Annotated in this window: 22 protein-coding genes; 6 read left to right on the top strand and 16 right to left on the bottom strand. The window is 69.3% G+C overall.

The features are described 5' to 3' along the window. Positions 1-103: 103 nt before the first annotated feature. Both ACWA14_RS03910 and ACWA14_RS03905 read right to left on the bottom strand, forming a co-directional pair. A complete protein-coding gene (locus tag ACWA14_RS03910; RefSeq protein ID WP_463797499.1) occupies positions 104-859 on the bottom strand; it encodes an SURF1 family protein in 756 nt (251 codons plus the stop codon). A gap of 59 nt (positions 860-918) precedes the next feature. Beyond that, positions 919-2,034, bottom strand: a complete 1,116-nt coding sequence (locus ACWA14_RS03905; protein ID WP_463797497.1) for a GuaB3 family IMP dehydrogenase-related protein — start codon at positions 2,032-2,034, stop codon at positions 919-921. 73 nt (positions 2,035-2,107) lie between these two features. Between ACWA14_RS03905 and ACWA14_RS03900 the strand changes: the two genes are divergently transcribed. Next, positions 2,108-3,193, top strand: a complete 1,086-nt coding sequence (locus ACWA14_RS03900) for an FAD-dependent oxidoreductase (RefSeq protein WP_463796173.1) — start codon at positions 2,108-2,110, stop codon at positions 3,191-3,193. 19 nt (positions 3,194-3,212) lie between these two features. Here the strand turns inward: ACWA14_RS03900 and ACWA14_RS03895 are convergent, their stop codons facing one another. From ACWA14_RS03895 to guaB, 9 genes are all read right to left on the bottom strand, one after another. Next, positions 3,213-5,006 carry a sensor histidine kinase gene (locus ACWA14_RS03895; protein ID WP_463796172.1) on the bottom strand — a complete coding sequence of 598 codons (1,794 nt, stop codon included), beginning with the start codon at positions 5,004-5,006 and terminating at the stop codon, positions 3,213-3,215. Then, complete coding sequence (locus tag ACWA14_RS03890) at positions 5,003-5,350, bottom strand: response regulator (RefSeq protein WP_463796171.1); 348 nt, start codon at positions 5,348-5,350, stop codon at positions 5,003-5,005. Before ACWA14_RS03890 ends, ACWA14_RS03895 begins: the two co-directional genes overlap by 4 nt. Continuing rightward, positions 5,347-5,490 (bottom strand): hypothetical protein, encoded by a 144-nt coding sequence (locus tag ACWA14_RS03885; protein ID WP_463796170.1) that lies wholly within the window; start codon positions 5,488-5,490, stop codon positions 5,347-5,349. The genes ACWA14_RS03890 and ACWA14_RS03885 overlap by 4 nt, the downstream gene beginning before the upstream one ends. Beyond that, the gene (locus tag ACWA14_RS03880) at positions 5,487-6,974 is read right to left on the bottom strand and encodes a glycosyltransferase family 2 protein (RefSeq protein ID WP_463796169.1); all 1,488 of its coding nucleotides are present in this window, start codon (positions 6,972-6,974) and stop codon (positions 5,487-5,489) included. Before ACWA14_RS03880 ends, ACWA14_RS03885 begins: the two co-directional genes overlap by 4 nt. Continuing rightward, positions 6,974-7,687, bottom strand: a complete 714-nt coding sequence (locus ACWA14_RS03875; protein ID WP_463796168.1) for a PHP domain-containing protein — start codon at positions 7,685-7,687, stop codon at positions 6,974-6,976. Before ACWA14_RS03875 ends, ACWA14_RS03880 begins: the two co-directional genes overlap by 1 nt. After that, positions 7,684-8,673, bottom strand: a complete 990-nt coding sequence (locus tag ACWA14_RS03870; protein ID WP_463796167.1) for an ATP-grasp domain-containing protein — start codon at positions 8,671-8,673, stop codon at positions 7,684-7,686. Before ACWA14_RS03870 ends, ACWA14_RS03875 begins: the two co-directional genes overlap by 4 nt. Further along, positions 8,673-9,713: a PIG-L deacetylase family protein gene (locus ACWA14_RS03865; protein WP_463796166.1), complete on the bottom strand. Its 1,041-nt coding sequence runs from the start codon at positions 9,711-9,713 to the stop codon at positions 8,673-8,675. Before ACWA14_RS03865 ends, ACWA14_RS03870 begins: the two co-directional genes overlap by 1 nt. A gap of 188 nt (positions 9,714-9,901) precedes the next feature. After that, positions 9,902-10,249: a DUF2277 domain-containing protein gene (locus tag ACWA14_RS03860; RefSeq protein ID WP_463796165.1), complete on the bottom strand. Its 348-nt coding sequence runs from the start codon at positions 10,247-10,249 to the stop codon at positions 9,902-9,904. A 50-nt stretch (positions 10,250-10,299) separates the two neighbouring features. Further along, positions 10,300-11,802 (bottom strand): IMP dehydrogenase, encoded by a 1,503-nt coding sequence (guaB, locus tag ACWA14_RS03855; protein WP_463796164.1) that lies wholly within the window; start codon positions 11,800-11,802, stop codon positions 10,300-10,302. Positions 11,803-12,159: 357 nt separating this feature from the next. Between guaB and ACWA14_RS03850 the strand changes: the two genes are divergently transcribed. Genes ACWA14_RS03850 through ACWA14_RS03835 form a run of 4 tightly spaced genes read left to right on the top strand, consistent with a single transcriptional unit; the run spans position 12,160 to position 16,173 of the window. Then, positions 12,160-13,413 (top strand): ABC transporter permease subunit, encoded by a 1,254-nt coding sequence (locus tag ACWA14_RS03850; RefSeq protein ID WP_463797495.1) that lies wholly within the window; start codon positions 12,160-12,162, stop codon positions 13,411-13,413. A gap of 9 nt (positions 13,414-13,422) precedes the next feature. After that, positions 13,423-14,400, top strand: a complete 978-nt coding sequence (locus tag ACWA14_RS03845) for a branched-chain amino acid ABC transporter permease (protein ID WP_463796162.1) — start codon at positions 13,423-13,425, stop codon at positions 14,398-14,400. Positions 14,401-14,455: 55 nt separating this feature from the next. Then, positions 14,456-15,400, top strand: a complete 945-nt coding sequence (locus tag ACWA14_RS03840) for an ABC transporter ATP-binding protein (RefSeq protein ID WP_463797493.1) — start codon at positions 14,456-14,458, stop codon at positions 15,398-15,400. Continuing rightward, positions 15,397-16,173: an ABC transporter ATP-binding protein gene (locus ACWA14_RS03835; RefSeq protein ID WP_463796161.1), complete on the top strand. Its 777-nt coding sequence runs from the start codon at positions 15,397-15,399 to the stop codon at positions 16,171-16,173. The genes ACWA14_RS03840 and ACWA14_RS03835 overlap by 4 nt, the downstream gene beginning before the upstream one ends. 79 nt (positions 16,174-16,252) lie before the next feature. Here the strand turns inward: ACWA14_RS03835 and ACWA14_RS03830 are convergent, their stop codons facing one another. From ACWA14_RS03830 to groES, 3 genes are all read right to left on the bottom strand, one after another. Next, complete coding sequence (locus ACWA14_RS03830) at positions 16,253-17,515, bottom strand: ABC transporter substrate-binding protein (RefSeq protein ID WP_463796160.1); 1,263 nt, start codon at positions 17,513-17,515, stop codon at positions 16,253-16,255. A gap of 158 nt (positions 17,516-17,673) precedes the next feature. Next, positions 17,674-18,603, bottom strand: coding sequence for an EamA family transporter RarD (gene rarD / locus ACWA14_RS03825; RefSeq protein WP_463797491.1), 930 nt, complete (start codon positions 18,601-18,603; stop codon positions 17,674-17,676). A gap of 117 nt (positions 18,604-18,720) precedes the next feature. Continuing rightward, positions 18,721-19,017 carry a co-chaperone GroES gene (gene groES, locus ACWA14_RS03820; protein ID WP_463796159.1) on the bottom strand — a complete coding sequence of 99 codons (297 nt, stop codon included), beginning with the start codon at positions 19,015-19,017 and terminating at the stop codon, positions 18,721-18,723. 142 nt (positions 19,018-19,159) lie between these two features. Here groES and ACWA14_RS03815 point away from each other — a divergent pair, with 142 nt between their 5' ends. Continuing rightward, entirely contained in the window at positions 19,160-20,377 is a 1,218-nt protein-coding gene (locus ACWA14_RS03815; RefSeq protein ID WP_463796158.1) for a THUMP-like domain-containing protein, read from the top strand. A gap of 10 nt (positions 20,378-20,387) precedes the next feature. On the opposite strand, the gene ACWA14_RS03810 is transcribed toward ACWA14_RS03815, so the two are convergent. Together ACWA14_RS03810 and ACWA14_RS03805 are read right to left on the bottom strand one after the other, a co-directional pair. Next, the gene (locus ACWA14_RS03810; protein WP_463796157.1) at positions 20,388-21,605 is read right to left on the bottom strand and encodes a hypothetical protein; all 1,218 of its coding nucleotides are present in this window, start codon (positions 21,603-21,605) and stop codon (positions 20,388-20,390) included. Beyond that, positions 21,589-22,665, bottom strand: coding sequence for a hypothetical protein (locus ACWA14_RS03805; RefSeq protein ID WP_463796155.1), 1,077 nt, complete (start codon positions 22,663-22,665; stop codon positions 21,589-21,591). The genes ACWA14_RS03810 and ACWA14_RS03805 overlap by 17 nt, the downstream gene beginning before the upstream one ends.

Below are 22,665 nucleotides of genomic sequence, written 5' to 3'. Positions count from 1 at the left end.
CGATTGGTCACCGAGCGCTCATCGGATCGTGGGCGAGGGTCGGAGATCGCCCACAATCCGAGCAGACATCTGCGCACGGCACCCTGCGCAGACGCGCACCGGATCACACGGATGCGGGCTCGGCGTCCTCGAACTCCTCGACCTCGCGCTCCCAGGCGTCCTTCGCCAGGCGGTACCAGAGGTAGAACGCGAAGCCCGCGAAGATCGCCCACTCGGCGGCGTAGAACACGTTCAGCCAGTTCACCGGCGAGAGCTCGTCCGGGGCGGGCGAATCGATGTCGACGAGACCCGCGGAAGCGGTGGTGGAAGCGAGATACGGGCGGTAGACGTCGAGCTGCTCGGTGTCGTGCCAGCGACTGAGCAGTGCTGCCGGCGACATGCGGTCCATGCGTTCGGGCTCCGTGCGCGGCGGCACCGAAGGACCTTCGTCCGAGATGATGCGGCCGGTGATCGTCACCTCGGCGCCGTCCGCGCCGTCGTTCAGCTCCGCGGCTGCCGCCCGCGCGGTCTCCAGGTCGGGCGCCCACCCGACGGCCACGGCGATCGAGGTGCGCTCGGCGACGCGCAGCTGTCCGGTGACCCAGTACCCCTCCACCTCGTCGTTGAAGCGGTGGGAGACGACCAGGAAGTCATCGGCGACCCACACGCCCGCGGTCTCGACGCGCTGACCGACCAACGGCTCCGGCAGGTACTCGCCGGGGGCGAGCGTCTCCGCGAGCGGCTGCACCTGCTCGGTCACTCCCGCGGGCGGCGGATCCGTCTCGATCGCGCGTTCGAGCTGCCACTGGCCGAGCCACGCGAACAGGCCGGCCACGACCAGACACAGCAGCAGCATGCCGATCCATCGCCCGCGGAGCATGACCTCGCGCAGGGTCGGCGGGAACAGCTGGGGGGAGGTCACGGTCGTGCGCGCGCCCGTCAGGCCTCGTAGGGCGCCAGGACGACCTCGACGCGCTGGAACTCCTTGAGGTCGGAGTATCCCGTGGTCGCCATCGACTTGCGCAGTGCACCGATCAGGTTGGCCGTGCCGTCGGCGACGGGCGCAGGACCGTAGAGGATCTCCTCGAGCGTGCCGATGCCGCCGACGCGCACCCGGTGGCCGCGGGGCAGCTTCGGGTGGTGGGCCTCCGGCCCCCAGTGGAACCCCTGTCCCGGTGCATCGGTGGCGCGGGCGAGGGCGACGCCGAGCATCACCGCATCCGCCCCCATGGCAAGCGCCTTCACGATGTCGCCGGACGTGCCGACGCCGCCGTCGGCGATCACGTGCACGTAGCGTCCGCCCGACTCGTCGAGGTAGTCGCGACGGGCGGCGGCGACGTCGGAGACGGCCGTCGCCATCGGCGCGTGGATCCCGAGCGTGGCCCGGGTGGTGGAGGCCGCTCCCCCGCCGAAGCCGACGAGGACGCCGGCGGCGCCGGTGCGCATCAGATGCAGGGCGGCGGTGTAGGTGGCCGCACCGCCGACGATCACCGGCACGTCGAGGTCGTAGATGAACTTCTTGAGATTCAGGGGCTCGGCGACGCTCGAGACGTGCTCGGCCGAAACGGTGGTGCCGCGGATCACGAAGAGGTCGACACCGGCGGCGGCCACCGTGTCGTAGTACTCCTGCGTGCGCTGCGGGGTGAGGGATCCGGCCACCGTCACGCCGGCTTCGCGCACCTCCGCCAGTCGGCGCGTGATGAGCTCGGGCTTGATCGGCTCGGAGTACAGCTCCTGCATCCGCACCGTCGCCTGGTGCTCGTCGAGACCCGCGATCTCCGCGAGCAGCGGCTCGGGGTCTTCGTACCGGGTCCACAGGCCCTCGAGGTCGAGGACGCCGAGACCGCCGAGCTTGCCCAGCATGATGGCGGTCTGCGGGCTCACGACGGAGTCCATCGGCGCACCGAGCACCGGGATGTCGAAGCCGAAGGCGTCGATCGTCCACGAGGTCGACACGTCCTCCGGGTTGCGCGTGCGCCGCGAGGGCACCACCGCGATGTCGTCGAACGTGTACGCGCGGCGTGCGCGCTTTCCTCGGCCGAGCTCGATCTCCATGGTCACCCGTCCAGCCTACCCGGGCGTCGGGGGCGGTGATGGCTGGGAGACTGGATGCGACTCAGGAGGCAGCGTGAAGACGGAGACCGTGGACATCGCGATCGTCGGCGGTGGCGTGATGGGGCTGGCGACGGCCTGGGAGCTGACGCGCCGTGGACACCGTCCGGTGGTGTTCGAGCGTTTCGCCCGCGGCCACCACGAGGGCGCGTCCCACGGCGCCACCCGCAACTTCAACAACGCGTACACCGAGGAGCACTACCTCGACCTCCTCGGACGCTCCCGTGCGGGGTGGGATGCGCTCGGCGCGGTGGGCGACGAACCGCTGCTGCGCCTGCACGGACTGGTCTCGCACGGTGCGATCGACACGGTCGCCGTGCACGACGCTCTCGCGGCGCACGGCATCCTCGCAGAGCCGCTGACAGCGGCGGAGGCCGCGCGCCGCTGGCCCGGGATGCGCTTCGACGGCGATGTGCTGTGGTCGGCGGACGCCGGCGTCGTGCGGGCCGCCGATGCCCTGCGCGAGCTCGAGCGGCGCATCATCGCGGGCGGCGGAGAGGTGCGCTGGAACACGCCGGTGGCCCACATCGGCGAAGACCCCGCGGGTGCGGTGGCGCAGCTCGCCGACGGCACCCGGGTGCATGCCGAGACGCTCGTCGCGACGGCCGGCGCCTGGACGCACGCGTTGCTCTCCCGCCTCGGCCTGCCCCGGCTGACGGTCACCGAGGAGACGCCGGCGCATTTCGCGATCCGGACGGATGCCGCATGGCCCTCGTTCAACCACTTCGTGGGGCTTCCCGAGCACCCCGCCACGGTGTACGGCATGCCGACGCCGGGAGAAGGCGTGAAGGTCGGCTTCCATCGGGCGGGCGACGAGGTCGATCCGGATGCGCGGCCGCACCACCCCACGCACCAGGCGGCGCTGAGAGACTACGTACGCGAGTGGATGCCGGGGCTCGACGCCGACAGCGCCGTGCCGATCAGCTGCACCTACACCTCCACGGACGACGGCACGTTCGTGCTCGACCGCCGCGGGCGGATCGTCGTCGGCGCCGGGTTCTCGGGCCACGGCTTCAAGTTCGCGACCGGGGTCGGCGCGGTCCTCGCCGAGCTGGCGATCGATCCGGGCGCCCGCGCCGCCGACCCGTTCCGGCTGCCCTGAGCGGGGCTCCCGTCCCGCCTCACTCCGACAGGCCGAGAGCGGTCAGCACCTCCGTGCGCGGCGCCGCGGGCAGCGTGAACCGGAACTCGGTCCCCACGCCCTCTTCGCTCGTGACGTCCATCGTGCCGCCGTGCGCGATCACGATGGCCCGGGTGATCGTCAGACCGAGGCCCACGCCGGGGACGGCGTTGCGGGTGGCCGTCGAGGCGCGGAAGAAGCGGGTGAACAGCATCCCCTGTTCGTCCTCGGGGATGCCGATGCCCGTGTCGCGCACCGCGAACTCCACTCCGCCGTCGATCGTGCGCACAGAGGCCGTGACGCTGCCCCCGGCGGGCGTGAACTTGATCGCGTTGGAGAGCAGGTTGTCGATCGCCTGGCCGATGCGCCCGCCGTCGACGAGCAGTCGCACCGCACTCTCGGGGACCTCGGCCGTGATCGTGATGCCCTCGCGCTGCGCGTGCGGCCCCGCGGAGGTCACCGCCGACCGCACGATCTCGGCCACGTCGACATCCGCGCGATCGAGCGGGAACCTCCCCGACTCCACCTGGGCGGTGAAGAGCAAGTCGCCGACGAGGTTGAGCAGACGCTGGGCGTTGCGCTCGATGATGCCGACGAACTCCTGCTGGTCGGCGGTGAGGGGCTGTCCCGGGTCGTTCTGCAGCAGGTCGAGGAAGCCGATGATCGCGCTCAGCGGCGTCCGCAGCTCGTGCGAGATCATGCCGACGAACTCGTCCTTCATGCGGGCGACCTCGACAGCCCGACTCTCGTCGGTGACCACGAGCAGGTAGCCCTGCTGCGCGCCGGAGGCGTCGAGATGAGGGTTGACCGTCACCCGCGCCGGTACCGAGGTGCCGCCCGCCGTGACGACGTCGATGTCGCGCTCGACGTTCTGCTCGTCGTCCGCCCCCGCGAACAACGCCCGGAGCCCGGGCGGGAGGTCCGTCTCGACGCCGTTCAGCGCCGTCGGCGCGCACTCCGCCGCCAGGGCGGACAGCGAGGCGTCGGCGAAGAAGCGGTCGACCCGGACATCGGCCACCGCCTCGGCGTACGAGAGCCCGAGCAGGCGCTCGGAACCGGGGTTCCAGGCGGTGATCCGTCCGCTCAGGTCGGTCGCGATGACCGCCTGCGCGGTGATGGATGCCCAGAGACCCTCGTACGATTCCACGAGCGACCGGTACTGGTGCTCCTTCTCGCGCAGCTGCACGATCATCGCGACGTTGTCGCCGAGCGCCGCCGTGCGCTGGGCCACCAGTTCCTCGGCCTGCTCCGCACGCACCCGTTGCTGGCGCGAGAGCTCGTTGACGACCGCGGCCATCGCCGAGAACACGAGGGGGCCGATGACACCGCGCAGCCAGACGACAGCCGTGTCCGGGGGGCTCACGACATACGGCATGAGCAACGCGACCGAGGTGAGGGCGCCCACCAGGAACACGAAGCGCAGCCCGGGCGCGGCGGCGAGCCACACCACCGGGAGCAGCACGAGCGAGGAGAAGATCGACGCGGCTCCCCCGGTGCCCGCGCGGAACAGACCCAGCCCCAGGATGTCGATCATCGGGATCATGAGCACGACCCAGCCGCTGTACACGCGCATCAGCGTGAGCGCGGCGGCCTGCACGGTCGCGCCCAGCACCAGCGCCAGGCCGGCGAGAGCCGAGAGTCCCTCGGTGAAGGCCAGATCGGGGTTCAGCCAGGCGATGAGGGCCGCGAGCACGATGGCGATCGCCGTGGGCGCCTGCTTCATGAGCGGACTGGGATCGTCGAACAGCTGATACCACCGGTTCTCGGCGCGATCGAGCGGAGTCGCCGCGTTCATCGCCGTACCCCCGCGAGCGCTCGATGCAGCGCCGCGCCGGTCAGGGGCTTGGGCAGCGCGGCGTCGGCGGGCGGGTAGTCCACGGCGTCCAGCACCGAGCTGACCACCACGAAGCAGTCGGGGAAGCGCGCCCGCAGCAGAAGGATGCACTCCGAACCGGACATCCCGGGCAGCAGCAGATCGACCACCGCGACGCACGGATCGATCTCGGAGAACGCCGCGACGGCCCCCTCCGCATCCGCCACCGCGAACACGTCGAACCCCTCGCGGTCGAGGTAGCGGTGCAGCAGCGCGCTCTGGTCAGCACTGTCCTCGACGATCAGGGCGAGCGGCCGCGCGGTCACCGCAGCAACAGCTCTCGCACGACCACGACGGCCGCGACGATCACCAGCGCGATCAGCGCCTGCGGGACGAGTCGTCGCTCGCGGCCCAGGTCGGCGGCGATCTCCTCGACCTCGTCATCATGCGATGGTGCGTCGGTCATGAGTCGACCCGTCCGATCTTCTCGGTCTTGATCCAGGAGGCATCGGCTCGACGCCACTCCTTGACGTAGGAATCGGCGGTGATGGCGCACAGCAGGGAGCCGTAGCCGCAGACGTAGAGCAGGAGACCAGCGAAGAACCTCCCGGCGGGGAGGGGCTCCACCGCGCGGGCGAGCCAGATGCCGAGCATCGAGATCGGGCCCCAGAGATAGAAGATCGCGGCCCAGGTGAAGCGGGTCTCGTCCGTCAGCGAGAGTCCCAGTTGCGCCAGGCCGTCCTCGAACAGCCAGGGGAACAGGGCGATCGCCATCAGCAGCAGAGCCCCGAGCCCGGGGAACATCAGCGCCTCGCGCCAGGACTGCCGCCCGATCCGCCGGTCGAGCTGCACCGCGTACAGCATCGAGAACAGGTAGATGCAGGCCGCGGAGATCCACATGAAGCGGAAGACGAACTCGGCGATCTCGCTGTGCAGGATCAGCAGCACCAGCATCGCGGCGGCGGCGAGCACCATGAACGCCGGCAGGAGCAGGATCGTGAACCAGGCCAGGCCGAAGGCGAAACTGCCGAGGTTGTGGACGCGGCTCGGACGGAACCAGAGCTTGCGGTAGATGGAGGTGAGCTGCACGTTGCCCCGCGCCCAACGCAGGCGCTGCTTCCACAGGCTGTCGATCGTGCGGGGTTCCTCGGCGAGCACCACGGCGTGCGGCTCGAAGACCATCCGGCGCCCCTTGAGCTGACCTTCGAAGGTCGTCATGGTGTCCTCCGCGAGGGTGCCGGTGGGGATCCGCCCGCCGATCGCCTCGAGGTTCGCCCGCGAGTGCAGCTGCGCCCCACCCGCGAGGCAGGCGATCGCTCCCGCGACGTTCTGCGTCCGCCGGGCGGAGAGCTGCCCGATCACATATTCGATCGCGATGAATCGGGTGAGGTAGTTGCGGTCGCGACTGCCTTCGGCGATGTAGGCCGTGACCGCTCCCACCCTGTCGTCGGCGAGGTGCCGGCTGAGCTTGCGCAGCGAATCGCGCGCGAAGATCACGTCGGCGTCCATGATCAGCACGGCTTCGGTCCACTCGTCGGCGAGCACGATGTCCAGCCCGTGGTTCAGGGTGTGCGCCTTGCCCTGACCTCCGACCTCGCGGCGCAGATGGTGCACACGGCCGGGGTGGGCCGCCATCTTCGCGGCCAGGAGCTCGGGGGTGTCGTCCGTCGAGGCATCGTCGACCACGAACACGCGCAGGCGGTCGGCGGGATACTCCAGCTGCAGCAGCCGTTCGATCGCCGGACCGATCACCATGCCCTCGTTCCAGGACGGGATCAGCACCGCGATGCGCGGGTGGTACGGGGCCGCCTTGCCGTAGTGGTTGCGGAACGCGTGCAGGGGCAGCGTCAGGAACTGCAGCCCGGTGTTGACCACCGGGAGCGTCCCGACGAAGACGCACAGGAGCAGGAAGACGACCAGAGCGGTCTCCAGCCACGTGAGATCCGCCATCAGGATCCTCCGCCGGTGGCGAGCAGTTCGGGCACGCGCGTGTACCGCCCCACATCGGAGGCGACGTGGCTGTCGGTGGACGCGACGATCTCGGCGCCCGCCGCCCGGAGCGCGCGCAGGGTCTGCGGTTCGGGGCATCCCCACTTCTCGTTCACTTCGACGAGGGTGTCGGATGCCGCGGCGGCGCGCGCCCAGGCCTCCAGGCGCTGTGCGCCCAGCGCGTCCTCGGCGAGACCGATCTTGGGCAAGATCGAGAAGCAGTGCGCGAGCTGATTCCCCGGGTACCGCTGCATCGACGCGATCAGCGAGGAGAGTAGCTGATCCAGCACGTCGTCCGGAGCCCATCCTGCGGCGATGCGCTCCCGCACGGCCGTCGGACCGAGCGGTCCCTCGCTGCCGGGGAACTGGTGGTCGGCGATCAGGATGCGGTCGATGCCGTCCGGCAGCGCCGGGATGTCGAGCTCCCCGGTGGTCGAGAGGATCTTGGCCTCGACGCCCGTGAGGACCGTCAGTCCGTCCGGCACGTCGAGCGCGCGCACAGCGGCGAGGTAGTCCGGCACCCACGTCGTGCTCTGCCGCACGTGGTCGACGAGCCGAAGCGTGGTGAGTCCGACCGCGGCGGCCGCGGCGACGTTCTCCGCGAGCGTGGAGACCGCGTCGTCCGAGAACGTCGAGTGGACGTGGTGGTCGCCACGCAGCACCGCGTCGCTCATGATTCCTCCTGATGCCCCGCATGCGCGGAGACCAGCACGTCCTCGATCTCGACGATGACGTCTTCCAGGAAGCGCACGGAGGCCACTTCGCGGAACGGCACCTTGGCCGGCAGTTCGCGCCCCAGGAACAGATCGACCACGAGGGACGGGATGTCGACCCCTGCCGCGATCGTCAGCGGGAGAGCCCCGGGGAACCGTGGGTTGATCTCGAGCAGCACGGCGCGACCGGAGCGATCGCGACGCAGCTGCACGTTCGCGACACCGACCAGGCCGATGGCCTGCGCGAGCGACGAGGCGGTGGTCTCCAGTTCCGGATCGCGCACGGTCCGCCCGGCGATCGCGACGCCCGAGTCCACACGCGCCCGGGTGCGCGGGACGGCGGCGACGACGGTGCCCTGCGCATCGGCGATGACGTCGACGGAGTACTCCTCCCCCGGAAGGTACTCCTGCACGATCAGCCCCTCGTCCGTGGGAAGGGCCTCGAGGGCGGCACGATCCGGCACCAGACGCACGCCGCGGCTGCCGGCGCCCTGCCGCGGCTTCGCGAAGACCGGGAACTCCCAGTCGACGGCGAGCGCGTCGGGGCCGGCGAGCACCGTACGCGGAGCGTAGCCGGTGGCGGCGCAGCGCTCCGCCAGCGTGAGCTTGTCGAGTGCGGCGTGCAGGGTCTCCGCCGAGGGGGCGGCCAGGACGGCCGGTGCGAGCTCGGCGCGCCGACTCGCCAGCGCGACGAGTTCGACGTCCACGGTCGAGATCACGAGATCGAGGGCGTCCGCCTCGACCAGCCGGGCGAGCGCGGACACGAAGCCGTCATCGCGACCGGGCGGGACGAGACGACGCCGGTCGGCGGGGACGAGATAGAGGCCCGCGGCCCAGCCGTCCATGTCGGCGGCGAACACGGCCAGATCGGACCGCTGCAGCAGCGATCGGATCACGGCGACTCCCGCCGGTCCCCCGGCGCCGGTCACGAGCACTCGCTGTGTCATCAGTTCTCCCGTTTCGTGAGCTCATGGGCACCGACGAACTCCGCGGTCTCGCGCACCACTTCCAAGGGCTCGACGGCGACGCCGCCGCCGAACCGCGACCAGTAGCGCGCGGTGGCGCTGACGAAATCCGGCTCGAGGTAATCCCTGCTCGCGGTCTGCGAGTGGAAGCACGCCAGCAGCCGCAGCTTCTCCGGCAGATAGTCATCGATCCGCACGAAGCGGGTCGGTCGGTAGTCGATCGTCGACGAGGGACTCTGGTAGCACGCCACGGTGCCGACGCGACGGGTCGCCGCGATCGTGGCCTCGCTGACCGCGCGATGGTCCTGGTGCCGGTCATGCTGCGAGTGCGTGTAGACGATGGTCGGCTGGATCTCCCGCACGACCTCCTCGATCAGGCGGATGGTCGTTCCGCCTCCGGAGATCTCCGTGTCGACGAGGTCCTTCACGAACAGCCGGGCGCCGAGGAGCTCGGCGGCCGCGAGCGACTCGTTCTGCCTGCTGTCGGCGTCGCCGCCGCGCGAGCCGCGGGAGAGGGTGAGGATCGTGATGTCGTCGTTCGCCTGCGCGTGAGCCGCGAGCAGACCGCCGACGCCGATCTCGACGTCGTCCGGATGCGCGCCGATCGCGAGCACGACGTTCTTCGGGCGGCTCTCTTCGCGGCGCCGCGCCTCCTCCACGAGACGGGTCACCGATTCCACGAGTCGGGCGTTGTCGAGCGGCTTGGTCAGGAACTCGTCCGCCTGCGCGCGCAACGCCGACACCGCGTACTCCACCGAGACGTGCGCGGTCATCACGATCACCGGCACCGTCGGCACCGTGCGGCGCAGTTCGGCGAGCAGCTCGAGCCCGTTGAGACCGGGCATCTCGATGTCGGTGACGACGATGTCCGGTCGGACCGCGGCGACGCGCTCGATCGCGCTGCGACCGTCGGCGGCGACGTCGACGAGGCAGCCGGCGCGCCTTTCGAGCACGGTCTTCACGAGCAGGGCGACGTCCGGGTCGTCATCGACGACGAGAACGCGTGGCGCATCCTGGGGCATGTGTTCAGCTCTCCTTGGGGAGGTTCCCTGTCGGAGGCGAGGCCTGCGCTGAGTTCTCGATGCCCTTCAACACCGGGAGCTCGGAGGGAAAGTCGAGCGGGGTTTTTCTAAATACTGGCATACCGGTTACCGGTTCAGCCGCCCACGGCTCCGCGCGCCACGGGCGCACCGCCCACGGCGGCGGGCGCTCAGCCCGCGATACGCCGATCCGCGCCCGCTTCCTCGGATGCCGCCCGCGACGCGCGCTTCTGCTCCTGGAAGACACGGATGGCCTCGTAGCGCTCGGCGGAGCGCGCCCGACGCTTCTCCGCCTCCTCCTCCCGCACCTTCGGGGGCGCCGTCGTGACCAGGTCGTCGACGAGCTGACGCGTCGCGCGGGCGATCTCGGCCACCGCACGATCGAAGACCTCGCGGTTGGCCCTCGAGGGTGTGGTCGTGCCGGCGATCTTGCGCACGAACTGCAGGGCAGCGTCGTGGCACTCCTCGTCGGTCGCGGCCGGTGCGAAGTTGTTCAGCGGAACGATGTTGCGGCACATGCCGACCAGGGTAGGCCGATCCGAGCCACTCCTCCAGAGCCCCCGGGGGACTACTTCTTGTAGTTGGGCGCCTCGACGACGATCTGCACGTCGTGCGGGTGGGATTCCTTGAGACCGGCGGAGGTGATGCGCACGAACTTGCCGCGCTCCTTCAGCTCGTCGATCGTGCGGGCCCCGACGTAGAACATGGACTGACGCAGCCCGCCGACGAGCTGGTAGGCGACGGCCGCGAGCGGGCCGCGGTACGGCACCTGGCCCTCGATGCCCTCGGGGATGAGCTTGTCGTCGCTGGGCACATCGGCCTGGAAGTAGCGGTCCTTGGAGTACGAGGTCTGCTTGCCGCGGGTCTGCATCGCTCCGAGCGACCCCATGCCGCGGTACTGCTTGAACTGCTTCCCGGACTGGAAGACGATCTCGCCCGGCGACTCGTCGGTGCCGGCGAGCAGCGAGCCCAGCATCACGGCATCCGCCCCCGCCACCAGCGCCTTGGCGATGTCGCCCGAATACTGCAGGCCGCCGTCGGCGATCACCGGCACACCGGCCGGTCGTGCGGCGAGGGATGCCTCGTAGACCGCGGTGACCTGGGGCACACCGACACCGGCCACGACGCGCGTGGTGCAGATCGAGCCGGGACCGACGCCGACCTTGACGGCATCCACGCCCGCGTCGACGAGCGCCTGGGCGCCCTCTCGCGTCGCGACGTTGCCGCCGATGACGTCGATGTGCGCGAAGGACTCGTCGGCCTTCAGCCGGCGCACCAGCTCGATCACACCCTGGGACTGACCGTTGGCCGTGTCGACCACGAGCACGTCGACGCCCGCATCGCGCAGCGCCTCGGCGCGCTCCCACGCATCGCCGAAGAAGCCGATCGCCGCGCCCACCCGGAGCCGGCCCTGGTCGTCCTTGGTCGCGAGGGGGTACTTCTCGCTCTTGTCGAAGTCCTTGATGGTGATGAGACCTGCGAGCTTGCCGTCGTCGTCGATCAGGGGCAGCTTCTCGACGCGGTGCTTCGCGAACAGCGCGATGACCTCGCCGGCAGCGACGCCCACGGGCGCGGTCACGAGGTTCTCCGACGTCATGACGTCCTTGACGAACGTGGTCTGCCGCTCGAAGCCCGAGACGAACCGCATGTCGCGGTTGGTGATGATGCCCACTAGGCGTCCGTCGGGGTCGACGACGGGGAGACCCGAGATGCGGTACTGCGAGCACAGCGCGTCGACCTCTTCGACGGTGGCGTCGGGGTTCGTCGTGATCGGGTCGGTGATCATGCCGGACTCGCTGCGCTTCACGCGGTCGACCTGCGACGCCTGGTCGGCGATCGAGAGGTTGCGGTGCAGGATGCCGATGCCGCCCTCACGGGCCATGGCGATCGCCATCCGGGCTTCCGTGACGGTGTCCATGGCGCTGGAGAGCAGGGGCGTCGCGACGGAGATACGGCGGGTGACGCGCGACGAGGTGTCGGCCTCGCTGGGGATCACGTCGGTGTGCCCGGGAAGAAGAAGCACGTCGTCGTAGGTGAGTCCGACGAAACCGAAGGGGTCGTGCTGTTCCATGGGGGCTCCTCCTGCGCGGTGCGCGCGATTCCGAGTACGTGTGAGTCGGTCGACGTCGTCCGATACGAGCCGAAACCCGTATGGAGATTCTAAGCGAGACACGCCCCAGAACATTCCCGGAGGCTCTACGCTGAAGCATCGACCGAACACCCGAGCATCGCCGCCATCACGAGCGAGTCGAGAACCCTGCGCCTCGTCTCGGTGCTGTTCGAAACACGGTCGTCATATTACGCTCGTAGTGTCGTGCATCAACGCAGATGCACAGCAACCCGAACAGGAGACTCTGTGAGTCCGACTAACGCAGCCGTGAGGCGCGTCACCCCCTGGGCGACGGCACTCATCGGCGCGCTGCTGGCGATGGTGGTGGTGCTCTTCGGAGCACCCAGCGGGGCGCACGCCGCCGCACCCGACACCCCCGGCGGCGACCAGGAGCAGACCGACTTCTACTTCGCCGGCGTCATCACGCTCGACGGCGAGCCGGTGCCCGATGTCACCGTCGCCGTCGACGGCGGCGGCTTCGACGCCGAGACCGTGACGGATGCCGAGGGCAAGTGGCGGTTGTACGTGCCGGAGAAGGACACGTTCACGCTGACGGTCGACGAGTCGACCCTGCCCGAAGGAGTCATCGTCGAAGGCTCCTCCGCCTCGCAGGAGGTGGAGTTCGGGCTGACCGGATCGAAGGTCGTCAACCTCTTCCTCGGCGAAGGCGTCCGGGAGACGACCTCCTTCGTCGATCAGCTCGTGGAACGACTCATCAACGGCCTCAACTTCGGACTCCTGCTCGCTCTCGCCGCGATCGGCGTCTCGCTGATCTACGGCACGACGGGTCTCACGAACTTCGCGCACGCCGAGATGGTCACCTTCGGTGCCGTGATGGCCATCATCGTCGGCTCGACGCTCGCCGTGCCGATGTGGCTCACGATCCCGATCGTCATCGTCATCGGTGCGGTGTTCGGCTGGGCGCTCGACGCCGGCCTGTGGCGACCGCTGCGGCACAAGGGCATCGGCATCGTGCCTCTCATGATCGTCAGCATCGGCCTGTCGCTCGCGATCCGCTACACGTTCCAGTTCTTCATGGGAGGCGCGACCTCGCAGCTTCCCGGAGCGGACTCGACGAAGATCCCCCTGTTCGGCGCGGTGTCCCTCTCCCCGGTGAGCCTGATGTCGATGGGATTGAGCATCGTGGTGCTCATCGGCGTCGCGTTCTGGTTGCTGAAGACGCGTGTCGGCAAGGCGACTCGCGCCATCTCCGACAATCCCGGTCTCGCCGCGGCGTCCGGAATCAATGTCGACAGGGTCGTGCGCATCGTCTGGATGCTGTCCGCATCGTTGGCTGCCCTCGGCGGCATCCTCTGGGGCTATTTCCGCCCCGGAGTGCGCTGGGACATGGGCGTCCACATCCTGCTGCTGATCTTCGCGGCCGTGACCCTCGGCGGTCTGGGCACCGCCTTCGGCGCCCTCGTCGGAGCCCTGATCGTCGGAATCCTCGTCGAGGTCTCCACGCTCTGGATCCCCTCGGATCTGAAGTACGCCGGCGCACTCGCCGTGCTCATCCTCATCCTGCTGGTACGGCCCCAGGGCATCCTGGGCCGCAAAGAGAGACTCGGTTAGGAGGCGACCATGGATTGGGGAGGAATTCTCAACAACACGGCCGGCTGGCTGTTCAGCCCGACGACCATCGCCTATGCCCTCGCGGCGACGGGCCTCGCGGTGCACTTCGGCTATGCGGGACTGCTGAACTTCGGTGTGGCGGGTTTCATGGCCATCGGCGCGTACAGCTACGCGATCTCGATCCTGAGCTTCGGGCTGCCCTGGTGGCTCGGCATCCTCATCGGGATGCTGATGGCGGTCGTCTTCGCTGTCATCCTCGGCATCCCGACACTGCGGCTGCGTGCCGACTATCTGGCGATCGTGACGATCGCGGCGGCCGAGATCGTGCGCCTGATGTTCACCACGACGGTGTTCGACGAGTTCACGAACTCCGCTGACGGGCTCGGCGGGTATCACGCCGGATTCCGGGCGGCGAACCCGTTCCCCGAAGGCACGTACGGCTTCGGGCCGTGGACGTACACCGCCCAGGAGCTCTGGGTCCGCGTCTTCGGCGTCATCCTGCTCGCGATCGCCGTGTTCATGGTCTGGTCCCTGATGCGCAGCCCGTGGGGTCGTGTGCTCAAGGGCATCCGCGAGGACGAGGATGCCGTGCGCTCGCTCGGCAAGAACGTGTTCGCGTTCAAGATGCAGGCGCTCATGCTCGGTGGCATCTTCGGTGCTCTGGGCGGGGTCGTCTTCGCACTCCCGTCCGCCGTGATCCCGGGTACGTACACCACGAGCCTCACGTTCTTCGTCTGGACCATCCTGCTGTTGGGCGGCGCGGCCACCGTGTTCGGTCCGGTGGTCGGATCGGTCATCTTCTGGGTCATCATGGCGTTCCTGGACAGCGTGCTCCCCGCGCTCGCCGCTCAGGGCATCCTGCCGATCACGCCCATCCAAGCGGGTACTCTGCGGTTCATCTTCGTCGGCATCGCCCTGATGCTCCTCGTGATCTTCCGTCCGCAGGGGATCCTCGGCAACAAGAGGGAGCTGACCTTTGTCAAATAGCAGCGCGACGCCTGACGACGCGTCGGCGGCCGATGTGCCGCCGACGACGGGAAGCATCGCCCGCCCGAAGACGGCCGGTCTCGCGAAAGGCGATGCCGTGCCCGGTGTGCCCAAGGTCGACCCGATCATCGTCGCCGACAACGTCACCCGGCGCTTCGGCGGCCTGACGGCGGTCGATGTCGAGCACCTCGAGATCCCCCGCGGCGCGATCACCGCTCTCATCGGCCCCAACGGTGCCGGCAAGACGACCCTGTTCAACCTGCTCTGCGGCTTCGACAAGCCGCAGAGCGGTACCTGGAGCTTCGACGGGAAGCAGCTCAGCGGCATCCCGTCGTTCAAGGTGGCGAAGATGGGCCAGGTGCGCACGTTCCAGCTCACCAAGGCTCTGTCACTGCTCACGGTCCTCGAGAACATGAAGCTCGGCGCCACGGGTCAGACGGGAGAGCGGTTCTGGACGAGCATGCTCCCCTTCACCTGGCGCGCGAAGGAGGACGCGATCGAGGAGAAGGCCCGCGAGCTCCTCGCGCGCTTCAAGCTCGACACCAAGGAGTCCGATTACGCGGCATCTCTCTCCGGCGGGCAGCGCAAGCTGCTCGAGATGGCCAGGGCGCTGATGAGCGATCCGACCCTGGTGCTGCTCGACGAGCCCATGGCCGGCGTCAACCCCGCACTGACGCAGTCACTGCTCGACCACATCCTGGATCTGAAGGACCTGGGCATGACGGTGCTGTTCGTCGAGCACGACATGCACATGGTCCGCCATATCGCCGACTGGGTCGTCGTGATGGCGGAGGGACGAATCGTCGCCGAGGGACCGCCGGATCAGGTCATGCACGACCAGGCCGTCATCGATGCCTATCTCGGCGCCCACCAGGACGTCGATCTCGGCGTGGTGACCGGACGCGTCGAAGGCGAGCTCGACACGTCGGCCATCGCGATGCTCGACGAGATCCGCGAGGAAGAGGCGGAGCACCTGAACCCTGAGGAGAACAGCCGATGAGTGCTGCGAAGACCGACCCGGCTGTCGCCGGCGAAGCGGCCAAGACCGACCGCGTCGTGGTGCAGGTGACCGACCTGGATGCCGGTTACCTCCCCGGCATCAACATCATCAACGGCGCCAACCTCACCGCCCACAAGGGCGAGCTCATCGGCATCATCGGACCGAACGGTGCGGGGAAGTCGACGCTGCTGAAATCCATCTTCGGAATGGTGAAGGTGCGCGCCGGCGAGATCACCGTCAACGGCGAGAGCATCGTGGGACTCAACTCCGACCGTCTCGTCCAGCGCGGTGTCGGGTTCGTCCCGCAGACGAACAACGTCTTCCCCTCGCTGACCATCGAGGAGAACCTCCAGATGGGCGTGTATCAGCGCCCGAAGGCGTACGACGAGCGTCTGGAGTTCGTGACGAGCATCTTCGCCGAGCTCGGCCAGCGCCTCAAGCAGCGAGCAGGGTCTCTCTCGGGCGGTGAGCGTCAGATGGTGGCCATGGGCCGTGCTCTCATGATGGATCCGGCCGTCCTGCTGCTCGATGAGCCGAGCGCCGGACTCTCGCCCGTTCGTCAGGACGATGCGTTCATCCGCGTCTCCGACATCAACAAGGCGGGCGTCACCACGATCATGGTGGAGCAGAACGCCCGACGCTGCCTTCAGATCTGCGACCGTGGCTACGTGCTCGACCAGGGCCGCGTGGCCTACGAGGGCAGCGGACGCGACCTGCTGAACGACCCGAAGGTGATCGGGCTGTACCTCGGCACCCTGGGTCAGGACGACTGACCGCCTGCGGCACCACCGGCAGGAACACGAATGAGGGGCCCCGGCGAATGCCGGGGCCCCTCATCTGTGCGTCAGCGGATCAGTTGATGCGCGTGTGCATGTTGTCGGCACCGTACTCGAAGACACCGATGGTGGCTTCCGTCGGGTCTCCCGCGTCGTCGAATGCGACGCCGCCGGAGTAGCCGTCGTAGTCGGCCGTCCCGCCGTCGAGGATGATGTCGGCGCAGTCGGCGAACGTCTCGCACTTCTCGCCCTCGCCGGCACCGCCGGAGACTTCCTGCAGCTTTCCGGCGATGTCCGCGGAGTCCGTGGAGTTCGCGGCCAGCGCTGCCAGAGCGAGGAGGACGACGGCGTCGTACGACTCACCGGCGTAGTTGAGATCGGCGAGCTCTTCGCCGCTCTGCTCCATCCACTGCGCGTTCAGGCGCTCGAGGAAGTCGTCGGCGAGCACCGGTCCCGGCTGCGTGCCCTTCGATCCCTCGATCGAGACGGGCATGTCGGCACCCCACTGCGAGGTGTTGCCGTCGACGAAGTAGAACTTCGATCCGTCGAACCCGCTGTTGATGAACGACGGGACGATGGTGGCCGTCTCCTCGAACCCGATGACGGCGATCGCGTCGGGGCTCTGGGCGAGGATGGACGACACCTGCGCGCTGAAGTTCGTGTCTCCGGCGTTGTACGACTCGCTCGCGACGACCTCGCCACCGGTGGCGGTGAACGTCTCCGACAGGGACGCCTCGAGGCCGGTGCCGTACGCATCGTTGAGGTACAGGATGCCGAGGGCCTGGTGACCGTCCTCGGCGACCAGGTTGCCGAGGACCTCGCCCTGGAGCAGGTCGCTGGGCGCGGTGCGCCAGTACAGGCCGTTGTCATCCCAGTCCGTGAAGTCCGGCGAGGTGTTCGCCGGCGAGAACGTGATGACGCCCGCACCGACCGCCTGGTCGAGGAAGAGCTTGGTCACACCCGAGGACGCCGCGCCGATCAGAGCCTGGACGTCATTGCCCAGCAGACGCGGAACGGTGGTCTCGTATGCCTTGTTGTCGGGGTCGCCCGAGTCGCCGTACTCGACCTCGATGGTGATGCCCTTGGCTGCTTCGTTGATCTCAGCGGTGGCGAGGCCGACACCGGCTTCCTCGGGCGGGCCGAGGAACGCGAGGGCACCGGTCTGCGGGAGGACCGTGCCGATGCTGAGGGTGAGTTCGCTCCGCTCTTCGGCCGCAGGTGCCTCCGACTCCGTCGGCGTCGCGCCATTGCTGCAACCTGCGAGGACGATTGCGCTGGCGCTGAAGGCTGCGAGGCCCCCGAGGATCTTGCGCGCACGCGAGCTGGTGAAGACGCTCATGCTGCTCCTTGCTATTCGTGAGGCGGGACGACACATACGTGGTCCCGGTTGCACTAAACGTATAGCGGCTGACGTCCGTGGAATGTTTCGATGCGTTAACGGTGTGAAACAGAGCGGTCACGAATCGATAACACCGGAGCGGGGGTCCGTACGGCTGTTCAGATGAGCTCCGGCACGACTCGTCGGCCTCGACGTCCGGCGAGCAGCAGGTCGACCACGAAGACCGCGATCGCGATCCAGACGATGATGAAGCCCGCCCAGCGCTCGGTCGGCATCGGCTCGTGCAGCACGACCACCCCGATGAGGAACTGCATCACGGGCGTGACGAACTGGATCATCCCGATCACCGTCAGGTCGATCCGGCGGGCACCCGCGGCGAACAGCAGCAACGGCACCGCTGTGGCCACCCCCGCGAAGGCGAGCAGCAGCGCATGCCATCCGCCGTTCGCCCCCATCGTGAGACCGGACGGGGTCTGGGCGACCAGGATCAGCTGCACGGCCGCGATCGGGATCAGCCAGAACGACTCCAGCGTGAGCCCGCTGACGGCGTCGACCGCCGGGCCGATCTGCTTCTTGATCAGCCCGTACAGCCCGAACGACGCCGTCAGGGTGAGCGCGATCCACGGAAACGCGCGATAGGCGACGACGATCACGATCACGGCGATCGCGGCGATCGCGATCGCCGCGCCCTGCAGTCGCCGGATGCGCTCCTTCAGCACGAACACGCCGAGCAGGACGGTCGTGATGGGGTTGATGAAGTAGCCGAGGCTCGTCTCGACCACGTGTCCGGTGAGCGTGCCGATCACGAAGACCTGCCAGTTGACGTAGATCAGCACGCCGGCCAGCGCGGTCCACCCGAGCAGTCTCGGCTGCCGGATGATGGCCCCCAGCGCAGCCCACCCCCGCAGGACGGTGAGCAGCACGAGGCAGAACACGAAGGAGAGCAGGACACGCCATCCGACGATCTCCCACGGGCCGGTCGGCACCAGCAGGAGGAAGTAGAGCGGGAGCACTCCCCAGAGCAGGTATGCCCCTCCGGCGTAGGCGACTCCGGCGGACTGCGTGGCACGACGGGTCGACTCGGAGATCACCGGTCAACCCTATGCCCGGCCGGACCGGCCGGGGTCGGGTGAGCGCCTGCAGACGCAGGAAGGGCCCGGATGCACGAAGCATCCGGGCCCTTCCGAGAACCTGGGTTCAGGAGATCAGCGAACGACGACCGCCAGGACGTCGCGAGCGGACAGGACGAGGAACTCGTCTGCACCGAACTTGACCTCGGTGCCGCCGTACTTGCTGTACAGGACACGGTCGCCCACGGCGACGTCGATCGGAACGCGGTTGCCGTTGTCGTCGATGCGGCCGGGGCCGACAGCCACGACCTCGCCCTCCTGGGGCTTCTCCTTGGCGGTGTCGGGGATGACCAGGCCACTCGCGGTGGTCTGCTCGGCCTCGACCTGCTGGATGACGATGCGGTCCTCGAGCGGCTTGATGGAAACCGACACGGTCTACCTCTTCTTTCTTGACGCTGACACGAAAGACTTGTTCGCACTCTCAACCCGAGAGTGCTAATCCAGTCTATGCGCTCCGCTGGCACTCATGCAATGCGAGTGCCAATCGTGAGCCGGTGCGCCGTAGGCTGAGGGGGTGGAGATGTCCGAGTTGCGAGCCCTGCTGACCCCCGACGGACTCGCGCTGCTGGACAGCATCGAACCGATCGCCTCGACCGGCGAGGTCGCCCGCGCCGTGTCCCGGCTGAGAGCGGCGGGCCACGCGCCCGAACTCGTCAGCGCCGTCGTCGGGCAGGCCGCCCTGCGCGCCCGCGCGACCGCGAAGTTCGGTCCCTTCGGCGCGCGGATGCTGTTCACCCGCGCCGGTCTCGAGCAGGCCACCCGGCTGAACGTCGCCGCCCGTCATGCGCAGCGCATCCGACAGGCCGGGATCACGAGCGTGGCCGACCTCGGATGCGGGATCGGCGGCGACGCCCTCGCTTTCGCCGGAGCCGGACTCGGCGTGCTCGCCGTCGACGCCGACGAGGTGACGGCCGCGATCGCCGCCTACAACCTCGCGCCGTTCGCGCAGCCCGACGCCGGGGAGTCCGCCGTCGTCGTGCAGCACGCCGCCGCGGAGCAGACCTCGCTCGAGGGATACGAGGCCGTGTGGATGGATCCCGCTCGACGCACCTCCGGACACAGCGAGACCCGTCGCGTCTCCGCCGACGACTACTCCCCCTCGCTCGACTGGGCCTTCGCGCTCGCCGCCCGCACGCCGGCGGGGATCAAGCTCGGCCCCGCCCACGATCGGGAGGCGCTTCCCGCCGATGCCGAGGCCCAGTGGGTGAGCGCCGACGGCAGCGTGGTCGAACTCGTGCTCTGGACGGGCGCGCTCGCGCGCTCCGGCGTGCGCCGTGCAGCTCTCGTGATCCGCGGCGAGCGCTCGCACGAGATGACCGCCGGCGCGGACGCCGAGGACGCCCCTGTGCGCGAGCTGGGCGCGTTCGTGCACGAGCCGGACGGCGCCGTGATCCGCGCGCGGCTCATCGGGGACGTCGCGCGGAGCCTGGAGGCCGGGATGCTCGATCCCCGGATCGCCTACCTCACCTCGGATGCCGCGCTCACCAGTCCGTTCGTGCAGTCGTTCCGCGTACGGGAGACCCTGCCGGCGAACCCGAAGGCGATCAGCGCGGCCCTGAAGGGCGCCGGGATCGGCACCCTCGAGATCAAGAAGCGCGGTGTCGACGTCGATCCCGCCGCGTTCCGCACGAAGCTCACGCTCCGCGGCGATGCCTCGGCGACCCTGATCCTCACCCGGGTCGGAACGCGTCGCCTGGCGATCCTGGCCGACCGGGTGCCGGCGGCCTCCTGACCCCCGGCGCTCAGCTGTCGGGAGCGGGGTCCGGCGTGGGCACGACGGGGTCCCCGTCCTCGCCGCCGACCTCGAGGCCTTCGCTGTATTCGCTGAAGGTCACACTCCCCGGCGCCGGGTCGCGGGTGATGACGAGGTAAGGCGTCTGCCCGATCGTGTAGGCGACCTGGATGGACCAGGCCTCCGTGCCCGAGGGGTCGCTGTCGGCGAAGACCAGCATGCCGACCCCCTCCTGGGTCGCGACCTCGACGGGCTGGCACTGCATCTGCGCCTGCATGGCGTCGACGATCAGACACGTCTCCGTGCGGTTCTCCCACGACCGGTCCATCAGCCAGACGGGCTCGTCGAGAAACGTGCCGACGATGGTCAGATTCATCACATCGTGCTCGGACAACAGCTCCGAGGCCCGGGAACGCTCCTCTCCGCCGAACTGCCAGAGGAAGGCGTCGGCCCTCTGCGTCCAGCGCTGGATCGACACCATCGGCTCTCCGGTCGTCGAGAACACCAGCACGGCGCTCACCCCGACGCCCTCGGAGCTCTCCGCCCCCTCGTCCGCCGGCACGGTGACGCTCGCCGAGAGCGCGAAATCTTGCGCGTCGGCCGCCGACAGGCACTGCTGGCCCGAGATCTCGTCCACATCGAGGACGAGACACGCCTGCTCGCCGCCGTCCGTGGTGCCGTACCAGACGAGCGCCCCCTCGTCGTCCTGACCGATGGCGCGCAGGCTGCCCTCGTCGTACGTCCGCTTCTCCGACAGCTCGATCCGGCGCTGCTGCTGTTCCGCGGTCAGCACGATGCCGTCGTCGGGCCGGCCGAAGAGCGCCCACCCCGCCGCGAGTCCGACCGCGAGCAGCAGGGCGGATGCGGCGGCCACGACCAGGGCGTGCCGCCGCAGATCGGCGATCGCCGCACGAACGGGGCGCGCGGGCGCATCCTCGGGCGGCAGATCGTCTGCGGAGGGAGCATCATCCGCGGAGGGCCCCGGGGAGTGCTGCTCGCGGTTCACCGCGACGTGCACCTCGTCCGAGGGGAACGATTCGAGGAAGTCGTCGGCGGGGTCGGACGAGGTGGCGGCTGCCGCGGCGGGCGCGGACGGCGCGGCGCGGCGGATGCTCCGACGCTCGAGCTCCTGCAACCGGCGCGCCTCGGTGTCCGTCAGTCCGCCGTCACGCCCGTACGCCTTGCGCTGGAGCGCCTGCCGCTCGGAGCTTTCACTGTCGTACGCCATCATCCACACTCTCGCTCGTGGTGATCGTGAGCTGCGGGCCCGGACCCGACGTCTCGGTCCAGACCACACCCGTCGTCAGGTCCGTCCGTTCGTCGGTCCGCTCCACGGTCAGATCCTGCTCCGCGTCCGTCGTGCACTGCGCCCAGGACTGCAGCGGCAACACGGAGTACACCAGACACCGGCTGCCGTCGTCGATGCGCACCGCCCTCCAGATCGGATTGTCGCCGTCGTACCCCACGATCTGCACCGACGACCGGCGGAAGCCGTCGCCCACGAGGGCGGCGGCGAAGCGCTCCTCGTCCGGGCTCCCGTAGGACGTCGCCAGCCCCTCGATGTCGGTGTCATAACGGAAGAGACGCAGCGACACCGCCGGGTCGCCACGGAGCGACAGCAGCATCTCGCCGGTGATCCGCCCCGCCTTCTGCTCACCGACACGCGTGAGCGTCAGGGACAGTCCGCTCTGCTGCACGAGTTCCGTCGGCCGACAGGATGCGCCGGCGCTGTCCCTGTTCCCGATGAGCATGCAGGTCGCCCCGCCCCCGTGCTTCGTCGCGCCCCAGACCACGACATCCTCCTGAACGGACACCGCATGCAGCGATCCCGGGTCATACCCCGCATCGCGCGAGAGATCGTCCTGCCACTCCTCCTGATCGGGGGTGAGCACGATCGGCGCGCTCGTGGCGGACGGCACCGCGACCGGCCTGAGGCCGACCGCGATGCCCACACCGACCGCCACGCCGACGATCAGCGCGGCCACCGTCACGCCCACGAGCAGGCGACGCTGTCGCCCGGCAGGTGGGGACACGTCATGCGGGTGCAGCGAGGAAGCGGGTTCCCCCGGCGCCGATCCGACGCCCTCGGCCCGCGCGGGCTCCGCGGCGTGCGGAGCAGCACCGGTCGGCGCGTCCGGCCGTGGACGGGCGGCGGCGGGCGACGTCGCCCCGCGTCGAGTCACGAGCTCGTGCAGCCGAGCTGCCTCGGCGGCGCTCAGCCCGCCGTCGCGTCCGTACGCACGCGCTTGCAGGGCCCGCAGTTCGTCCGGCTCGTCGGCAGGGCGCAT

It is taken from the genome of Microbacterium sp. TW_SC_2 (assembly GCF_055361165.1).
This window is presented reverse-complemented; position numbering and strand designations above follow the sequence as displayed.